This is a genomic window from Pantoea sp. ARC270 (genome assembly GCF_003236725.1).
Lineage (GTDB): Bacteria > Pseudomonadota > Gammaproteobacteria > Enterobacterales > Enterobacteriaceae > Pantoea > Pantoea anthophila.
The window spans coordinates 22,698-41,111 of the sequence record NZ_PUGA01000028.1; the positions used below are offsets into that span (position 1 = coordinate 22,698).

At 60.2% G+C, this 18,414-nt stretch carries 17 protein-coding genes; 12 read left to right on the forward strand and 5 right to left on the reverse strand.

The features are described 5' to 3' along the window. Window positions 1-5: 5 nt before the first annotated feature. Window positions 6-722 (reverse strand): ABC transporter permease, encoded by a 717-nt coding sequence (locus CKF42_RS13510; RefSeq protein ID WP_009090143.1) that lies wholly within the window; start codon window positions 720-722, stop codon window positions 6-8. A gap of 391 nt (window positions 723-1,113) precedes the next feature. Here CKF42_RS13510 and CKF42_RS13515 point away from each other — a divergent pair, with 391 nt between their 5' ends. Beyond that, entirely contained in the window at window positions 1,114-2,580 is a 1,467-nt protein-coding gene (locus tag CKF42_RS13515; RefSeq protein ID WP_111208398.1) for an MDR family MFS transporter, read from the forward strand. Window positions 2,581-2,619: 39 nt separating this feature from the next. Here the strand turns inward: CKF42_RS13515 and CKF42_RS13520 are convergent, their stop codons facing one another. Continuing rightward, a complete protein-coding gene (locus CKF42_RS13520) occupies window positions 2,620-2,919 on the reverse strand; it encodes a DUF1161 domain-containing protein (RefSeq protein ID WP_009090146.1) in 300 nt (99 codons plus the stop codon). Between the two features lie 45 nt (window positions 2,920-2,964). Next, entirely contained in the window at window positions 2,965-3,288 is a 324-nt protein-coding gene (locus CKF42_RS13525; RefSeq protein ID WP_046101855.1) for a DUF1283 family protein, read from the reverse strand. A gap of 133 nt (window positions 3,289-3,421) precedes the next feature. On the opposite strand from CKF42_RS13525, the gene CKF42_RS13530 reads away from it, so the two are divergent. Continuing rightward, window positions 3,422-3,748, forward strand: coding sequence for a YnfA family protein (locus tag CKF42_RS13530; protein ID WP_033736535.1), 327 nt, complete (start codon window positions 3,422-3,424; stop codon window positions 3,746-3,748). Between the two features lie 30 nt (window positions 3,749-3,778). On the opposite strand, the gene ydfG is transcribed toward CKF42_RS13530, so the two are convergent. Beyond that, a complete protein-coding gene (gene ydfG / locus CKF42_RS13535; RefSeq protein WP_009090152.1) occupies window positions 3,779-4,525 on the reverse strand; it encodes a bifunctional NADP-dependent 3-hydroxy acid dehydrogenase/3-hydroxypropionate dehydrogenase YdfG in 747 nt (248 codons plus the stop codon). Between the two features lie 401 nt (window positions 4,526-4,926). Between ydfG and guaD the strand changes: the two genes are divergently transcribed. The 5 genes from guaD to dcp all read left to right on the forward strand — a co-directional run bounded on the left by guaD (window position 4,927) and on the right by dcp (window position 12,920). Then, window positions 4,927-6,255: a guanine deaminase gene (gene guaD / locus CKF42_RS13540; protein ID WP_111208399.1), complete on the forward strand. Its 1,329-nt coding sequence runs from the start codon at window positions 4,927-4,929 to the stop codon at window positions 6,253-6,255. Beyond that, window positions 6,252-7,694 carry a xanthine dehydrogenase small subunit gene (xdhA, locus tag CKF42_RS13545; protein ID WP_111208400.1) on the forward strand — a complete coding sequence of 481 codons (1,443 nt, stop codon included), beginning with the start codon at window positions 6,252-6,254 and terminating at the stop codon, window positions 7,692-7,694. The genes guaD and xdhA overlap by 4 nt, the downstream gene beginning before the upstream one ends. Further along, window positions 7,684-10,050: a xanthine dehydrogenase molybdopterin binding subunit gene (gene xdhB, locus CKF42_RS13550; protein ID WP_111208401.1), complete on the forward strand. Its 2,367-nt coding sequence runs from the start codon at window positions 7,684-7,686 to the stop codon at window positions 10,048-10,050. Before xdhA ends, xdhB begins: the two co-directional genes overlap by 11 nt. Beyond that, window positions 10,037-10,813, forward strand: coding sequence for a xanthine dehydrogenase accessory protein XdhC (xdhC, locus tag CKF42_RS13555; protein ID WP_111208402.1), 777 nt, complete (start codon window positions 10,037-10,039; stop codon window positions 10,811-10,813). Before xdhB ends, xdhC begins: the two co-directional genes overlap by 14 nt. Before the next feature lie 61 nt (window positions 10,814-10,874). Then, entirely contained in the window at window positions 10,875-12,920 is a 2,046-nt protein-coding gene (dcp, locus tag CKF42_RS13560) for a peptidyl-dipeptidase Dcp (RefSeq protein ID WP_111208403.1), read from the forward strand. A gap of 38 nt (window positions 12,921-12,958) precedes the next feature. On the opposite strand, the gene hpxO is transcribed toward dcp, so the two are convergent. After that, window positions 12,959-14,116: an FAD-dependent urate hydroxylase HpxO gene (gene hpxO / locus CKF42_RS13565; protein ID WP_058957933.1), complete on the reverse strand. Its 1,158-nt coding sequence runs from the start codon at window positions 14,114-14,116 to the stop codon at window positions 12,959-12,961. A gap of 603 nt (window positions 14,117-14,719) precedes the next feature. Between hpxO and CKF42_RS13575 the strand changes: the two genes are divergently transcribed. From CKF42_RS13575 to CKF42_RS13595, 5 genes are all read left to right on the forward strand, one after another. Continuing rightward, window positions 14,720-15,901: a glycosyltransferase family 4 protein gene (locus CKF42_RS13575; protein ID WP_009090167.1), complete on the forward strand. Its 1,182-nt coding sequence runs from the start codon at window positions 14,720-14,722 to the stop codon at window positions 15,899-15,901. Between the two features lie 67 nt (window positions 15,902-15,968). Then, complete coding sequence (locus CKF42_RS13580; protein ID WP_009090169.1) at window positions 15,969-16,214, forward strand: hypothetical protein; 246 nt, start codon at window positions 15,969-15,971, stop codon at window positions 16,212-16,214. Between the two features lie 29 nt (window positions 16,215-16,243). Then, on the forward strand, window positions 16,244-17,398 hold the full coding sequence (gene ampC / locus CKF42_RS13585; RefSeq protein ID WP_111208405.1) for a class C beta-lactamase: 1,155 nt from the start codon (window positions 16,244-16,246) through the stop codon (window positions 17,396-17,398). Between the two features lie 81 nt (window positions 17,399-17,479). Next, window positions 17,480-17,932, forward strand: a complete 453-nt coding sequence (locus CKF42_RS13590) for an antitoxin Xre/MbcA/ParS toxin-binding domain-containing protein (protein ID WP_009090172.1) — start codon at window positions 17,480-17,482, stop codon at window positions 17,930-17,932. Beyond that, window positions 17,932-18,402 carry an RES family NAD+ phosphorylase gene (locus tag CKF42_RS13595; protein WP_046101846.1) on the forward strand — a complete coding sequence of 157 codons (471 nt, stop codon included), beginning with the start codon at window positions 17,932-17,934 and terminating at the stop codon, window positions 18,400-18,402. The genes CKF42_RS13590 and CKF42_RS13595 overlap by 1 nt, the downstream gene beginning before the upstream one ends. The last annotated feature ends 12 nt before the right edge of the window (window positions 18,403-18,414 follow it).

The window sequence follows — 18,414 nt, forward strand, 5'->3', positions numbered from 1 at the left end:
TGTGGTCAGACCGCCGCGTGCGGACTCAGTAAGCGGCCCAGTGCAGCCAGCAACATATCCAGCACCAGTGCCACCAGTGCGGTAGCAACAGCGCCCAAGATCAGCGTCGGAAAGTCATTCAGATAGATGCCGGGGAAGATCAGCTCGCCGAAGCTGCTGGCCCCGATCAGGAACGCCAGCGGAGCGGTTCCGACATTGATGGCCGTTGCGATGCGCACGCCGGAGAGGATCACCGGCAGGGCATTCGGCAACTCCACCCGGCGCAGACGCTGCAGTTTAGTCATACCGATGCCGTTGGCGGCTTCAATCAGTGACGGGGGAACGGCGCTCAGGCCGGAGAAGGTGTTGCGGACGATAGGCAGCAGCGAGGCCAGAAACAGGGCTATCAGCGCCGGACGGTCGCCAATCCCGATAATGACCATCGCCAGAGCCAGCACCGCCAGCGGCGGCAGGGTGTTACCGATGTTGAAAATCTGCATCACATACTCGGCCCAGCGGCGGGCAAACGGGCGACTGAGCAGGATGCCGCTGGGAATACCGACCAGCAGGGCGAACAGCATTGACCAGAACACTAAGAAGAGGTGTTGTTGCCCGAGATAAAGCAGGTCGACCTTACGGGCGACCAGCTGATCCCAGCCGAGGCCCCAGATCAGCACCGCAATCACTGCGACCACTGCAAGCAGTGCCAGACCGGCGCGTCGGGCCAGTGAAGCATTTTGCATAGGAGAATCTCCCTGATAACGATCTCAATTGTTATAACAGCGCTAAACAGTCCGACAGATGCAGCAAAAAAGGCCGCCGCACCCAAAACCGAAACTGCGATAAAATGTAGACAAAATGCGTATTTACCTACTCTTTTTCAGTGAACACTGAGAAAGATGCTTTACTGCTATAGCAGCCCTTTACCCGGCAAGCCAGCTTTTCAGCCTTTCTCAGGCGAGTGAGAAACTGGTTAAAATGGTGTTAAGGCCGCGTAGCCACTGGGCTGATGCGTCAATAAAAAAAATTCATCGACTTTTAGTGACACCGTCACAGATGGTGCAGGAAATGCGCACGTTCAGGAAACTGCACGGGCTGATTTTCAGCTAGCCTTGCTGATAAAAAAGGAACCCTATGACTGAAAGTGCACAACTCCGGACCGGACACCGCCACTGGATACTGATTGCCTGCATGCTGGCGATGTTTATGGCGGCTATCGAGGTCACCATCGTGGCCACCGCCATGCCCACCATCATTGCCGACCTTGGCGGTTTTTCGCAGTTTGGCTGGGTCTTCTCCATCTATCTGCTGACGCAGGCGGTCAGCGTGCCGCTCTATGGCCGGCTGGCGGATAAGGTGGGGCGTAAAACCATGTTTTTTACCGGCACCTCCCTTTTCCTGATCGGATCGGTGCTGTGTGGCTTCGCCCACTCCATGACCTGGCTGATCCTGTTCCGGGCGTTTCAGGGGCTGGGGGCGGGGGCCATTATGCCGATCAGCTCCACCATCGTGGCGGACATCTATTCGCCGCGCGAGCGCGCCAGCGTTCAGGGCTGGCTCTCCAGCGTCTGGGGCGTGGCGGCCATCGTCGGGCCGCTGACCGGTGCCTGGTTGGTGCAGCACTTCAGCTGGTCCGTGATTTTCTGGGTCAATCTGCCGATTGGCCTGATCAGTATGCTGATGCTGGCGCGCTGGTTACCGGCGCATCAGCAGGAGGAGAAATCGGCTCCCCTCAATCTCGCGGGCAGCGGCTGGTTGATGCTCTGCGTCTCCGCGCTGCTGGTGGCGCTGTTGCAGGCCGAGCTGCTCGGATACTGGCTGATCCCTTTTCTGCTCTGTTCACTGCTGGCAGGCTGGCAGCTGAAACGCCACGAGCAGCGGGCCGCGGCACCGCTGTTTCCGCTGGTGATCTGGCGCAGCCGGCTGATCATTGCCGGTAATGCGGGCAACCTGATTATCGGCGCGGCCATGATGGGGATCAGTGCGTTTCTGCCGACCTGGATTCAGGGGATCCGCGGCGGCACGCCGTTACAGGCGGGCAGCGCGCTGGCGATGATGTCGATTGGCTGGCCGCTGGCCAGCACCCTGAGCGGCAGGCTGATGCTGCTGACCTCCTATCGCTTTACCGCCCAGCTCGGCGCGCTGCTGCTGGTCAGCGGCAGCGCCTTACTGCTGCTGCTTCAGCCCGCGAGCTCACTCTATCAGGCGGGCTTTACCGCCTTCCTGATTGGCACCGGCATGGGGATGACCAGCACCACGTTTCTGGTCTCCGTGCAAAACGAGGCGGACTATCAGATTCGCGGAATCTGTACCGCCTCGGTGATGTTCAGCAGGATGATCGGTTCGGCGGTGGGCACGGCGATCATGGGGGCGGTGCTCAATCTCAATCTGCAGTGGCGGCTGCCGCAGGTGGCCGATCCGGTGCAGCAGATTATGTCTGAACCCAGCCGTCAGCAGCTGGCGCCACAGGCGCTGCAGCAGATGGTGCAGGCGATTGCAGCCTCACTGCACTGGGTGTTTGTGGTGGCGCTGGTGATTGCGCTGTTTGCGCTGGGTGTGGCGTGGATGATGCCGCGTCAGCGGCCGGAACAGGCGGAGTAAACGGCAGGGCGACAGACCGTCGCCCTGATTAACACAGGTTTATTGCTGCGCAGGCGCGTCCTGAGAACTGCCGGCACTGGCGGGCACGCTGGCCTCGTCATCCCGGCCGGTGCGCTTGTAGACAATCTTCTGGCTGTCGTTTTCACAATGCCCGACCACCTGACCGCCCGCCTGATCGACCTGATCGTTGGCGACGATGTCGAGAGTGAAGCCCGATTCAGGCACGCCGTTCTGAACAATTTTCTGACTGATGTCGGCTTTTACCGATTCGCAGGAAGCCTGCGCCATCAGCGGCAGCGAGAACAACGCTGCGGTGAACAAAACCCTCTGTAGCTTCATCACGTCTTCCTTATGTTAGTCGTCCGTCATTACTATAGCGCAAATTCAGGGAGTGACCGGGCGGCCTGAACGGCGGTCCAGACAGCGCAGGGTGTTGGGCTCCCAGTAGGCGTTCAGATTGAGGCTCTGCTCGCACTTGTCGCGGGTGTCGAACGCGCGGTCGGTTTTATCAAACTCTTTTTCTACGCGGCTGTTCACCTTGTTGCGCAGCATCCGCGTGTCATTCCATTGCTCTTTATTCTGGCGAGCCGCTTCGTTACTCAGCGCAGAACTGCCATCTTCGATGATCAGGCGGTTGGTGGTCGCACCCGCCGTGAAGGCGGTACCAGACAGCAGAACCAGAAGCAGAGCAGGGATCATTTTTTTCATCAGACTATCCTTTCGTTTTCGCCAACATCGCCATCCGGGACGGCTGTTGCAGCGGGTCCGGGTAGTATATCATCGCCGTTTCTTTGCTCACCAGTGGTGCGTGGTTTGTTTAAGTTCAGGAGAGGTATGGGTGCTGATTAAAACCGCCTTGCTGTTTTTTATCACCGCCCTGGCGGAGATCACGGGCTGCTTTCTGCCGTGGTTATGGCTGAAAAAAGGCGGCCCGGTCTGGCTGTTACTGCCGGCGGCGGCCAGCCTGGCGCTGTTTGTCTGGCTGCTGACCCTGCATCCTGCCGCCAGCGGCCGGGTCTATGCCGCGTATGGGGGCGTCTATGTGCTCACCGCGCTGCTCTGGCTGCGGGTGGTGGATGGCGTGAAGCTGAGCGTCTGGGACTGGAGTGGCGCACTGATCGCGTTCAGCGGCATGCTGATAATCGTTCTGGGCTGGGGACGTGGTTAGCGCCAGCCGGGAGAGCTGGCGCGCAGAGGATTAAGGCTTATGCACCTTCAGGCCCGCCAGCGTCTGGCTGACCGGCATCATCTCCAGCGTGTTGATGTTGACGTGCGCTGGCAGTGTGGCTACCCAGTAAACCGCTTCCGTGACATCTTCCGGGGTCAGGGCGGTGGCACCCTCATAGACCTGGCCGGCTTTGTCATCATCACCTTTAAAGCGGACGTTAGAGAACTCGGTGCCGCCCACCAGCCCCGGTTCGATATCGGTCACGCGCAGCGCGGTGCCGTGCAGATCGGTGCGCAGGTTCAGGCTGAACTGCCGCACAAACGCCTTTGTGGCCCCATAGACGTTGCCGCCGGCATAGGGCCAGCTACCGGCAATCGAGCCGATATTGATGATATGGCCCACGTTACGCTCGACCATCTGCGGCAGCAGGGCGCGGGTCATATAGACCAGGCCTTTCGTGTTGGTATCGATCATGTTTTCCCAGTCTTCCACACTGGCTTTGTGCGCGGGCTCTATGCCCAGCGCCAGACCGGCATTGTTCACCAGGATATCGATAGCGCGCCACGCCGCCGGTAACTGCGCCACAGCCTCTTCAATCGCGGCGCGGTTCCGCACGTCCAGCTGGACGGTGTAGAGATTCTCACCCAGCTCATCTTTCAGCGCTTTTAAGCGTTCGGCGCGGCGTCCGCTGGCGATCACTTTGTGCCCGTTTTTGATAAAGCGGCGGGTAATACTTTCACCAAAACCGGCCGTCGCACCGGTGACAAAAATAATCATCTCACTGTTCCTTATGCCATTTTCAACGTCGATGGCTTCACCATAGCATGCCATTTCGGCTTCTGCGCGCAGAAAAACGGGCAGGGGGGTAAACCCCTTTTTACGGGCAACGTCCTGCGCCTTTTCGGGGCGCGCTGCACCGTTAAGGGGCAGGGCAGCAGCCAGCCTGTGCGTCAGACACGCCGCCAGAATTGGCAATTGCGCTTCGCAACCGATTGCGACATGAAAGCAAACGGTTGCTATGCTTTTTACAGGCTTTTTTGTTGCGCAACAGGCGCGAGCTTATCTAAGCAATTGATATATATAGGTTATAAAGCAGGGTAAATCTGGCACGCAGGTTGCAAAGAGTTAAACAGAGAGTTAACTGCACCACTTCATCGCGCTTTCAGAAAGGAAACAGCATGCACCCAGCAACCGACACGGCGATACGCGCCAGCTTCTTTGACTTCACCGGCGTGGTGGATCATCCCGATGATCTGGCAACGCAGGCCCGTTATCTGGAGGATGGCGTGTTGCTGCTGCGTGACGGACGTGTGGCCGGGCTGGAGAGCTGTGAGACGGCTGAGGCGAAGCTGGCAGGTCTGCCGGTCACTGACCTGCGCGGCCGGCTGATCGTGCCGGGCTTTGTTGACACCCACATACACTATCCGCAGACGGAGATGATCGGCGCCTTTGGCGAACAGCTGCTGGAGTGGCTGAATTACTACACGTTCCCGGTGGAGGCGCAGTATCACTGCCCGGATCATGCCGCCCGGATGTCCGCCTTTTTCCTGCATCAGCTGCTCTCCAATGGCACCACCAGCGCGCTGGTCTTCGGCACCGTGCACCCGCAGTCGGTCGAGGCGCTGTTCAGCGCCGCCGAAGCGCTGAACATGCGGCTGATTGCCGGGAAAGTGATGATGGATCGCAATGCGCCCGACAACCTTACGGAAACCCCGGAACAGAGCTATCAGCAGACCCGGGCACTGATTGAACGCTGGCATCAGCGCGGCCGGCTGAGCTATGCGCTGACGCCGCGTTTTGCCCCGACCTCTTCGCCGCAGCTGCTGGAAAAAGTGCAGCAGCTGCGTCAGGAGTTTCCCGACACCTGGCTGCACACCCATCTCAGCGAAAACCCGCAGGAGGTGGCCTGGGTTAAAGCACTCTTTCCGGAACGCGACGGCTATCTGGATGTGTACCACCATCATCAGCTCACCGGCCGCCGCAGCGTGTTTGCCCACTGCCTGCATCTGGAAGAGAAGGAGTGGCAGTGTCTGCACGATACCGACTCCTCAATTGCCTTCTGTCCCACCTCTAACCTGTTCCTCGGCAGCGGCCTGTTTAATCTGAAACGCAGCTGGCAGCAGGGCGTAAAGGTGGGGGTGGGCACAGACGTCGGCGCGGGCACCACCTTTAACATGCTGCAGACCCTGGGCGAAGCCTACAAGGTGGGCCAGTTGCAGCACTACCGGCTCAGCGCCGCCGAAGCCTTTTATCACGCGACGCTGGGCGGGGCGCGGGCACTCGATCTCGACCACGCCATCGGGAATTTCAACACCGGCAAAGAGGCGGATTTTGTGGTGCTCGATCCGGCGGTTTCTGCCCTGCAGCAGCTGCGCATCGGCAACAGCAAAGATATCTGGGAAAAACTTTTTGTCTTAATGACGCTGGGCGACGACCGCAATATTGCCCAGACCTGGGTGGCCGGTCGCCCGGTCTGGCAGCGTGACGCACAGGAGCAAGCCGCATGATCCAGTTTCTGCTCAATAACCAGCTGGTCAGCGAAACCGCGCTCGACCCCAACCTCACTATCCTTAACTATCTGCGTACCCGCCAGCAGCGGCCCGGCACCAAAGAGGGCTGCGCCTCAGGTGACTGTGGCGCCTGCAGCGTCACCCTGTGCAAAGCGGTGGATGGCAGGATGCAGTATGAAACGGTCAACAGCTGCCTGACCCTGGTCTCCACGCTGCAGGGTAAACAGCTGATCACGGTTGAAGATTTACGTCACGGACGGGCGCTGCACCCGGCGCAGCAGGCGATGGTTGACTGCCACGGCTCGCAGTGCGGCTTCTGCACGCCGGGCTTTGTGATGTCGCTGTTCACGCTGCAAAAAAATGCCACGGGCTGGGATCGTCATCAGGCGGAAACCGCGCTGGCGGGCAATCTCTGCCGCTGCACCGGCTACCGGCCCATCATGGCGGCCGCCGAGCAGCTCTGTTCGCAGCCGGTGACGGATCAGTTTGATCACAGCGCCGCGGGTACCGTGCAGCGTCTTGAAGCGCTGGCGACCCCGGAGATGCAGGAGACGGGCGCAGCAGGGCGGCGCTGCTTCCTGCCTAAAACCCCGGCGCAGCTGGCGGAGATCTATCTGGCGCATCCCGAAGCGGTACTGATTGCCGGTGGCACCGATCTCAGCCTGCAGATCACCCAGCAGCATAAAAGGCTGCCGCTGCTCATCGCCCTGGAGCAGGTTGCCGCGCTCAAGGTCTGCAGTGAATTTGATGACCATTATCTGCTGGGTGCAGGCGCATCGCTGCAACAGGTCAGCGATTTTCTGGCCAGCCGCATCCCTGGCGTGAGTGAGATGCTGCAACGCTTTGCCTCCCTGCAAATCCGTCTGCAGGGCACGCTGGGCGGTAATATCGGCAACGCCTCTCCAATCGGAGACGCGTCGCCCATGCTGCTGGCGCTGAACGCCAGCCTGATACTGCAACGCGGCGAGCAGCAGCGCTGCCTGCCGCTGAACGGCTTTTTTACCGGCTACCGGCAGACCCGGCTGGAAAAAAGCGAGTTTATCCGCGCGATTCGTATCGATAAGGTGACGGTGTCACCTGGTTTTGTCGCCTGGAAAGTTTCCAAACGGCTGGATGACGATATCTCAGCGGTCTTTGCTGCCTTTAACCTTCACACCGAACAGGGCATCGTGACCGACGCCCGCGTCGCCTTTGGCGGCATGGCGGCCACGCCGCAGCGGGCGCACCACTGTGAACAGGCGTTGATTGGTCAGCCCCTCAATGCCGTGACGGTGTCACGTGCAGCGGCCGCATTGGCCGACGATTTCCAGCCGCTCTCCGATTTTCGTGCCAGCAGCGCCTATCGGCTGCAGGTGGCGCGTAACCTGCTGCGCCGCTTTCTTCATCGCTATAACGGCGAAATAACCTGTACCGAGGTGACCCGCTATGTCTCATAACCGTCCTGAACTCAACAAAGCGGTAATCAAGGCGCAGTATGCCGCCGATCTGCAGAGCGGCGTGGGCCGCAGTAACCGCCATGAAAGTGCGGAAAAACATGTCTCCGGGGAAGCGCGCTTCATCGACGACAAGCCGGAGCTGCCGGGTCTGCTGCATCTCTGTCCGCGCCTGAGCGAGCATGCGCATGCGCGGATTGTGCGCATTGACGTGCAGCCCTGCTACGCCGTGCCGGGCGTGGTCAGCGTGTTAACCTGGCAGGACGTTCCCGGTATCAATGATGTCGGGCCGCTGGAGCCGGGCGACCCGCTGCTGGCGCATGACAAAGTCGACTATCTGGGGCAGATCGTCCTCGCCGTCGCGGCGGAATCGCCGGAGGCGGCCCGCCTCGGTGCCGCCGCCGCAGTGATTGACTATGAGGTGCTGGAACCGCTGCTGGATGTTGAGCAGGCGCTGGCGCAGCGCAGCTTCGTTCAGGAACCGCACGTGCATCAGCGCGGTGATGTGGAAGCGGCGCTGGCACGCGCGCCGCATCGGGTCAGCGGCGCGTTTCACATCGGCGGACAGGAGCATTTTTACCTGGAAACCCAGACGGCGATGGTGATCCCCGGAGAAGATCACCAGCTGCAGGTCTTCTCCTCAACGCAGAACCCCACCGAAGTGCAGAAGCTGGTGGCAGAGGTGATGGGCATCAGCCTGAATCAGGTGACCATTGATATGCGGCGTATGGGCGGCGGCTTTGGCGGCAAAGAGACGCAGGCAGCCGGTGTGGCCTGCCTCTGCGCCATTGTCGCCCGTCAGACCGGGCGGGCGGCGAAGATGCGGCTCTCCCGCCGCGACGACATGCGTGTCACCGGCAAACGTCACCCCTTCTTTGTGCGTTATGAGGCGGGCGTGGAGGAGGATGGCCGGCTGTGCGGCATCAAAATCGATCTGGCGGGAAACTGCGGTTATTCACTGGATCTCAGCGGATCGATTGTCGATCGTGCCATGTTTCATGCCGATAACGCCTATTACCTTGGCGATGCGCGGATCACCGGCTATCGCTGCCGCACCAATACCGCCTCTAACACCGCCTATCGCGGGTTTGGCGGGCCGCAGGGAATGGTGGCCATCGAGCAGATTATGGATCACATCGCGCGGGAACGCGGGCTGGACCCGCTGGAACTGCGCAAGCGTAACTACTATGGCAAGCAGGAGCGCAACATCACTCATTACCACCAGCAGGTAGAGGATAATCTGCTGGATGAGATCACGGCGCAGCTGGAAGCCAGCAGCGACTATCAGGCGCGCCGGGCGGAGATCAGCGCCTTCAACGCCCGCAGCCCGCTGCTGAAGCGCGGACTGGCGCTGACGCCGGTGAAATTCGGCATCTCCTTTACCTCCAGCTTTCTCAATCAGGCAGGTGCCCTGATCCTGATTTACACCGACGGCACGGTGCAGCTAAACCACGGCGGCACCGAGATGGGCCAGGGACTGAACACCAAAGTGATCCAGATTGTCGCCGAGGTGCTGCAGATTGAGGTCGATAAGATCCAGATCACCGCCACCGACACTGGTAAAGTGCCTAACACCTCGCCAACCGCAGCCTCCAGCGGCGCGGATCTCAACGGCAAAGCGGCGCAGAATGCCGCTGAGATCCTGCGTGACAGAATGACGGAGATGCTCTGCAGGCTGCATGAGTGTGATGCCAGCGCGGTGAGTTTCCGCAACGGCGTGGTGCGCGCCGGCGAGAAGCATTACACCTTCGCCGAGGTGGCAAAGCTGGCGTGGCTGAATCAGGTGCCGCTCTCCGCCACCGGCTACTACCGCGTGCCGGGGATCCATTACGACCGGCTGGCGGGGCGCGGCAAGCCGTTCTACTACTTCGCCTACGGTGCCGCCTGCTGCGAGGTGGTGATCGACACCTTAACCGGCGAATCGCGCCTGCTGCGTGCCGACATCCTGCATGATGTCGGGGCCTCGCTGAATCCGGCCATCGATATCGGTCAGGTCGAAGGGGGATTTGTGCAGGGCGTGGGCTGGCTCACCTGTGAAGAGCTGGTCTGGAACGACAAAGGTCAGCTGCTGACCGATGGACCGGCGAGCTACAAAATTCCGGCCATCAGTGATGTGCCGGCCGATCTCAGGGTCACGCTGGTGGAGAACCGCAGGAATCCAAAGGATACGGTGTTTCACTCCAAAGCCGTGGGTGAGCCGCCGTTTATGCTGGGCATTGCCGCCTGGTGTGCGCTGCAGGATGCGGTCGCCAGCGTTGCCGACTACCGGCAGCATCCTCATCTGGATGCCCCTGCCACGCCGGAGCGGATCTTCTGGGGCGTGCAGCGTCTGGCAGGAGCAGAACATGATTTACCATGACTGGATAGGCGTCCTGCATCAGCTGCGGGAGAAGCGGCAGAGCTGCGTCCTGGTCACCGTGCTCAGCGAGCACGGTTCGGTGCCGCGTGACAGCGGCAGCAAAATGGTGGTGACGCAGCAGGAGAGCTTCCTCACCATTGGCGGCGGTCATCTGGAGTTTCAGTGCATCGCCCAGGCCAGAGCGATGCTGCAGAGCGGGGCAGGCGCGCCCCACACCGAGGAGTACAGCCTGGGCGCACGACTGGGCCAGTGCTGCGGCGGCAAAACCACCCTGCTGTTTGAGCCTCTGCTGCAGGCGCAGCCGGAAATCTATCTGTTCGGCGCCGGACATGTCGGCCAGGCGCTGGTGAACCTGCTCGCTACGTTACCCTGTCACATAAACTGGATCGACAGTCGTCCCGGTCAGTTCGGCCACGTGCCCGCCGGAGTGGTGACGCAGCAGCCGGAGGAGCCGATCGAGTGCGTGGCGGAGGCTCCCGCCGGGAGCTACTTCATTATCATGACCCACCACCATCCGCTCGATTTTGCGCTGTGCGAAGCGGTGCTGAAACGCAACGACTTTGCCTATGCCGGGGTGATCGGTTCAGAAACGAAAAACCAGCGTTTTCGCTACCGGCTCGCTGGCCGTGGCGTCGGCAGTGAACCGCTGGCGCGGCTGCGCTGTCCGATCGGTCTGCCTGACGTCAAAGGCAAGCTGCCCGCCGAAATCGCCGTGGCCATTGCAGGTGAAATAATCAGCGTCTATCAGCAGCGCATCGCCTGAGTTGTCGCCTCAGCCGCAACCTGTCAGGATAGGTCTTTGCGATGCCCATCAGGAGCGAACCATGAACGCCCGTCAGAATCCCTTCTTCAGCGTCAGCACACTGCCTTATCAGGCGCCCCCTTTTGATCAGATCCAAGAGCAGGACTTCCTGCCCGCACTTGAGGCGGGCATTGCGGAAAAGCGCCGGGAGATCGATGCGATTGCCCATAACAGCGAGGCTCCCGCCTTTTCCAACACCTATGAGGCCCTGGAGAAGAGTGGACAACTGCTCAACCGGGTCAATCTGGTGTTCAGCGCCATGACCTCCGCGCATACCAGCCCTTTGCTGCAGCAGGTGGATGAGGAGATTGCGCCGCAGCTCACCGCACTTAACGATGACATCATGCTCAACCGGCCGCTCTTTTCCCGGCTTGACGCTGTCTATCTGCAGCGCGCCAGCCTGGACAGCGAATCAAAGCGGCTGGTCGAGGTGGTCTGGCAGCGCTTTCAGCTGGCGGGAGCTAACCTGCCGGAGGCGCAGAAACTGCAGCTCAAAACGCTGAATCAGGAGGCGGCGCGTCTCAGCACCCGCTTCACCAATAAACTGCTGGCGGCGACGCAGGCGGGCGGTCTGGTGGTCCGGGATGCGCAGCAGCTGGCGGGGCTCTCCCCGGCCGACCTCGCGGTGGCGCAGGCGGAAGCGCGGGCGCGCGGGCTGGAAGACAGCTGGCTGCTGGTGCTGCAGAACACCACCCAGCAACCGGCGCTGCAGAGTCTTTCCGATCGGGCGACCCGTGAAGCGCTGTTTCAGGCGGGCGTGACGCGCACGGAAAAAGGGGATGACAACGATACCCGCGAGCTGGTGTTACGGCTGGCGCAGGTCAGGGCGGAGCAGGCCCGGCTGCTGGGCTTTACCAGCTATGCCGCCTGGAAGCTGCAGGATCAGATGGCAAAAACCCCTGAGGCGGCGCTGGCCTTTATGCGCAACATCGTGCCTGCCGCGCGCGCCCGTGCGGAACGGGAAGCCGCCGCGATACAGCAGACGATCGATCAGCAGCAGGGCGATTTTCTCCTGCAGGCCTGGGACTGGCGTTTTTATGCCGAACAGGTGCGGCGTGCCCGTTACGATCTGGATGAGAGCCAGATCAAACCCTATTTCGAGCTGAACGCGGTGCTGCACAATGGCGTCTTCGAGGCGGCAACGCGGCTCTATGGCATCCGTTTTACGCCGCGTCAGGATCTGCCGGTCTATCACCCGGATGTGCAGGTCTATGAGATTTTCGATGCTGATGAGACGCCGCTGGCGCTCTTCTACACCGATTTCTTCAAGCGCGACAGCAAAGGCGGCGGCGCCTGGATGAGTAATTTTGTAAATCAGTCGACGCTGCTCGACAGCAAACCGGTGATCTACAACGTCTGTAACTACACGAAACCGCCTGCCGGTGAGCCGGCGCTGCTGAGCTGGGATGACGTGATCACGATGTTCCACGAATTTGGTCATACGCTGCACGGCCTGTTTGCCACGCAGCGCTATCCGGGTCTCTCAGGCACCGAAACCCCGCGCGATTTCGTCGAATTCCCGTCGCAGATTAACGAGCACTGGGCCAGCGAGCCGTCACTGTTCCGTCACTACGCCCGCCACTATCAGACCGGGGAGGCGATGCCGGATGCGCTGCATGAGAAGATCGTCCGCGCCGCTCAGTTCAACAAAGGCTATGAGATGAGCGAGCTGCTGGCTGCCGCCCTGCTGGATCAGCACTGGCACGGCCTGACGCCGGACAGCGCACCGCAAAGCGTGGCGGGATTTGAGCAGCAGTCGCTGCAGAGCGACAACCTGGCGCTGGCGGCGGTGCCCCCGCGTTATCGCTCCAGCTATTTCCAGCACATCTGGGGCGGCGGCTATGCTGCCGGGTATTACGCCTATATCTGGACGCAGATGCTGGCGGACGATGGCTATCAGTGGTTTGTGGAGCATGGCGGGCTGACGCGGGAAAACGGCGAGATCTTCCGGCAGAAAATTCTGTCCCGGGGCAACAGCAGCGATCTGAAAACGCTGTATGAAAGCTGGCGGGGCGCCGCGCCTCAGCTGGAGCCGATGCTGAAAAATCGCGGTCTGGCGGAGGAGTAAGGTGACGGGCTGTCTCACTGACAGCCCGGTTCAGGATCTCAGCCCAGCGGGCCACCTTCGATGGTTTCACACATACCGGCCAGCACCCGCTCGCCGGTTTCGCTTTTCAGTGACTGATACCACGCCGCGGTGATCGCCGGGTCGTGCGCGTGGGTCACCTCGCAGCGTTTACGGGCTTTCAGCACCAGATCTTTGACCCGTTCCACCCGTCGCGCCTGATAGCGCAGCAGCGCATCTTCGATCCCCAGTGAGTGAGATGCCAGCGTCGCGGCCAGCACCACCGCATCTTCCATCGCCGCGCAGCCGCCCTGACCGATATCGGGGGTGGTGCTGTGCGCCGCATCGCCGAGCAGGGCGACGCGGCCCTTTACAAAACGGCTGAACGGCTCGATGTCATGGATCTCAACCCGGTTGGTGGTCTCAGGATTGATGGCCGCGATCAGCTGCTGAACCGGCTCAGCCCAGCCCTGGAAATAGCCGGTTAAATCAGCTTTCACCGTGCTGCGATCCTGCGGCAATCCTTTCGGCAGCGGCACATCAAAGAAGAAGTAGAACCGGTTGCCACTGACCGGCATCAGCGATACCCGCTTGCCGTCACCGACAAATGTCGTCCACTGATCGGCAGGCGCGATGCGTTCATCAATGGTCACCAGTCCGTTCCAGTTAACGTAACCGGCATAGCGGCGCTCCAGCTTCTGCTCCAGCACATACTCGCGCACCACCGAATGGGTACCGTCGGCGGCAATCAGAAAGTCGCCCCGCGCCTGACTGTTATCGGTGAAGGTGGCAATGACGCCCTCTGCGGTCTCTTCGACCTGGATGACCCGCTTGCCAAACTGCACCCGTTCACGGCCAAAGGTATCAATCAGCATCGCCTGCAGTTCAGCACGCGCCACCGGGCAGGGGTATTCGCCGACCTGCTGTACCAGCGGGGCCATACTGAAGCGGGTCAGGGGCGCGCCGGTTGCGCCGTCGTGATAGGCCATATAGGCCATGTTGCCGCCCAGTGCGCGCAGTTGCTCTTTCATGCCCAGCGCATTCAGGCACTTTACGCCATTAGGCCAGATAGAGATCGCTGCGCCGACCGGCTTCATCTCCTGCACGGCTTCAAACACCTCGACTTCTATTCCGGCTTTTTCCAGCGCAATGGCGCTGCTCATACCGCCAATCCCGCCACCAATCACGATTGCTTTCATAATGCTCTCCTGTCTGCTTAGAGAGGTTTTTGCAACTTTTGTACCAGACCGGCGCATTCAAAGTGCACGTTAATAATTTATCGTTAATTCATTGGGTTAGAGGGTGTAAAAGGCGTTTATGGCGCAGGGCCTGACACCTGAAACTGCACCATGATGTGGCAAAGCAGCGGGTCAGCGTGGTGCAGGCGCGCGTGCGCTGTATCATTTGTTTCATCGGCAGCGGGCTGACCACCTGGCGTAATCATCAGCGCGTGGGGAGAACCGTCCGTTTTCTGTTTCGTTTGTTTAAAAGTTTTAAACTATATGCGTCATTTCAGGCGATATTAATTTTCACAAATAATTAAACATTCACATAACAAATGGTCCGTTTATTGCCCGTATAAATAGCGGGATATTCAACAAGGGGTTAGCCTGACACAAAAAAACACAGGTGTTACGAAACTGGGAAAAGACCGCTGTTATGCCTGCTTTATCACCGTAAGCAATCATTAGCAAAAGCGGAGAGGCCGCGCCACGCGGGCCTTTTTAGGATATTGCTCAGACGAAACAGCCGCAGCTGCATGCTATAGATGATGCCGTATACAAGGACTCTGGAGAGCGTGCATGAAAATTGGAATTACGAATAATCAATATCCGGAGCAGCGTAACATTTTAGTGAATCCGGCAAATGAATATATCAATCTGAAAAAAGGCAATCTGTTCTATTTTATTAATCCCCTCCGGACCCGCCTGCTTAAGAAAAACAAAACCTTCGTCTTTCAGCCGGTGCCGTTTTCAGGCGCTTCACGGGCTGACATCCTCCATCTGTTCAATGAAGTTGCGATCACCCACCAGAAGTGGGTCGCCTCGTTTGAAACCGAGCTGCCGCGCGTGCTGCCGGTGCCCGGCGTCGCCAAGCGGGATAACCCGGAGCTGAAGCGCTTAATTCCTCATCTGTTAAAAGAGAACTGCCTCGGATTGATTGCCATCTCCGACGCGACGCTGAATATTCAGATGAAGCTGTTCAGCCCGGATGAGGCGCAGAAAATCCGGCGGAAAACGCTGGTGCTGCATCCGCCTCAGACGCTGTTTGTGCAGCATAAGGCGCCACGCCAGCCGGGTGTGCTGAAGCTGGTCTTTGCCGGTAATGAGTTTTATCGCAAAGGCGGAGCGGAAGTGGTGCTGGCGATCAGTGAGCTGATTGAAGAGCGCCGCCTGGAGGAGTCGCAGCTGGACGTGCAGCTGATCGGTGAACTCACCAAACGTCACAACGTCGCCCATCGCCAGTTTCAGGATGATGACGCCTTTTATCGCGGCATCGAGAGCCGCATCGCCCGTTACCGCTGTTTCACGCATCAGGCGCGGATGGATAACCGTGAACTGATGCAGCTGTTCCGCGAGAGCGACGTCGGCCTGTTGCCGACCTGGCAGGAGACCTATGGTTTTTCCGTGCTGGAGATGCAGGCTAACGGCTGTCCGGTGATCACCAGCAATGTGCGGGCCCTGCCGGAGATCAACCCTGCCAGCGCGGGCTGGGTCATCGCCAGTCCGCTGAACGCCGATCGCGAATACAGCATCACCACGCCGGAGCAGAAATCGCAGCTGCGCCGGTCGCTGGTGGAGGGGCTGAAAGCGACGCTGCTGGAGATCGTTGAGCAGCCGGAACGGCTGCAGGAGAAAGGCGAGGCGGCGATCCTGCGCATCAAAGAGCAGCATGATACCCAGCGTTACATCGCCAGACTGAACGATATCTACACCCGTGGCGTAATAAATGCCACCCAACACCCGCCTGTGGTCTCAATTTGATAAGATTTCCCTGACGCTGCCCGCCAGACTGGCCATACTAGGGGCAGCGTCCTACAGGAGAACTCTTATGAAACGCATCATCACGCTGCTGCTGTCCGGATTACTGGGCAGCAGCGCTTTCGCTCAGCCCGCTTCGCCTTTTCCGGCCCGCGCCCCCCTGGTTCAGCTGACCCCTGCGGCGGCCCGCTGCGATCTGGCGGCCTGTCAGTCCAACTGCTATGTCGAACGCTCCCACTGTAATACCCGCGACAGCGGTGCCTGCAGTACGCAGGCGCAGATCTGCGTGCAGGCATGTGCTGACCAGTGTAAATAATCTGACCCGGTGAACCCTCTTCGTTGCTAATGAAAAAGTCTCTGTTTTGTTTTGTTCTGCTTTCGCTTTCTGTCCGCTGTGTCGCCGCCGATCTCTCTTCACAGCAGGTCACTTCTCTGGTTAAAGCCGCGATTGAACCGCTGATGGAGCAGCAGGCGATCCCCGGTATGTCGGTGGCGGTGCTCTACAAAGGCCGGACGCAGTTTGTGAATGCGGGCGTGGCCGACACCGATTCCGGCCGCCGGGTCACAGAAAACACGCTGTTTGAGCTGGGCTCGGTGAGTAAAACCTTCACCGGCACCCTGGCGGGGATTCTGATCCGCAACGGTGAACTCCGCCTGAACGAGCCGGTGCAGAAGGTCTGGCCGCAGCTGACGGGGGCGCAGTGGCGTCCGGTCCGGATGCTGCATCTGGCGACCTACACGGCGGGCGGCCTGCCGCTGCAACTGCCGGAGGCGGTCACCGATCAGGCGTCGCTGCTTCGCTTCTGTCAGGAGTGGCAACCGCAGGCGTCACCCGGTACGGTTCGCCAGTACTCCAACGCCAGTATCGGTCTCTTCGGCGCGCTGATGGTGAAGGGGGACTTTGAGGCGGCGATGGTGAAATCGCTGTTTCAGCCGCTACGCCTGACACGCACCTTTATTACCGTGCCGCCGTCGATGATGATTAACTACGCCTGGGGTTACAAAAATGGCCAGCCGGTGCGTGTTTCCCCCGGCATGCTGGATGCCGAAGCCTATGGGGTTAAATCGACCGCTCGCGACATGCTCACCTTCATGCAGGCCAACAGCGATCCAAACGGCCTCTCTGCCGGCAATGCCGTGCTGCACAATGCCATCCGCACGGCGCAGTCGCGCTACTTCAGAACCGCCAGTTTCTATCAGGGGCTGGGCTGGGAGATCTATGACTGGCCCGTCAGTGCTGACACGCTGATCGCCGACAGTGAGAATGGCGTGGCGCTGAAGCCGCAACCGGTGACCCGCGTGGAACCGGTCGGGCCCTCCCGACGCGCCAGCTGGGTGCATAAAACCGGTTCGACCAACGGGTTTGGTGCCTATATCGCGTTTATCCCCGAGAAGAACACCGGCATTGTGATGCTGGCCAACAAGAGCTACCCCAATCCGCTGCGCATCAGGGCGGCGTGGCAGATTATGCAGGCGCTGGAGCAGGGCGCAGCAGAGTAACAACGGATACGCGCCGGACTTGCGGTGGTGCCTTCTGTTCATTTGCGCTAAAATAAAAATCAAATGAACAGGAGGGCTGCTATGTCCATCGCCATCTACACACCCGCTCAGCCTCGCCGCCACGCGTCGCTGCTGCATGCCCTTAACCTGCCGGAAACCCTGCCGGATGCGCATCAGCGTATCGCGACAGGATTCAGCAGCGGCGTGCTGAAACGCACCGCGTCGTTGTCCACCTTCGACGAGGGGTGGCTGTGCCGTCTGGCGGGCATCGATCGCACCACCTACAACCGCAAAGTGAAAGATCCGGCGCAGACCTTTTCGCCCGACCAGAGCGGACGCATCTACATGCTGATTCGCGTTCTTTCTGCCGCCAGCAACCTGTTCCGCGACGACAGGGCGCGTCTGGTGCAGTGGCTGGAAACGCCCGCCAAAGCGCTGGGCGGAAAAAAACCGGCGGAGATGACCACCACGGTGGCAGGGGCGGAGGCGGTGATAAACCTGATCGGCCAGCTCGAGCACGGTGTCATCACCTGATGGCGGTTCCCTTTTTTCGCCTGGTGAAGCGTGAATATGCGATGACCGCCTTTGATGGTTTTGGTGCCCGCACGTATGGCGGGCGCTGGAATTCGGTGGGATCGGTCTGTGTCTACCTGGGGTCGAGCCGGGCGCTCTGCGTGCTGGAGGCGCTGGTGCATCTCACCATTCAGGATCTGTCACGCGACTACAGCATGATCGCGATCAGCGTGCCGGAGTCCCTGATCACCGAACTGGCACTGACGGCGCTGCCGGATGAGTGGCAGGCCGATCCCGCGCCCGCTTCCACCCGGCAGATCGGCGATGAGTGGCTCGCCAGCCCGGAGAACGGCCTGATACTCAAAGTGCCCAGCACGCTGACCGGTGAGTGGAATGCGCTGTTCAATCCCCGTCATCCGGCAGCGGCGGGCATCATTGCGAAAGCGGTAGTGGAGCCGTTTTTCTTCGACCCGCGCTTCCGGCTGCAATAGTCGCCCCTATGC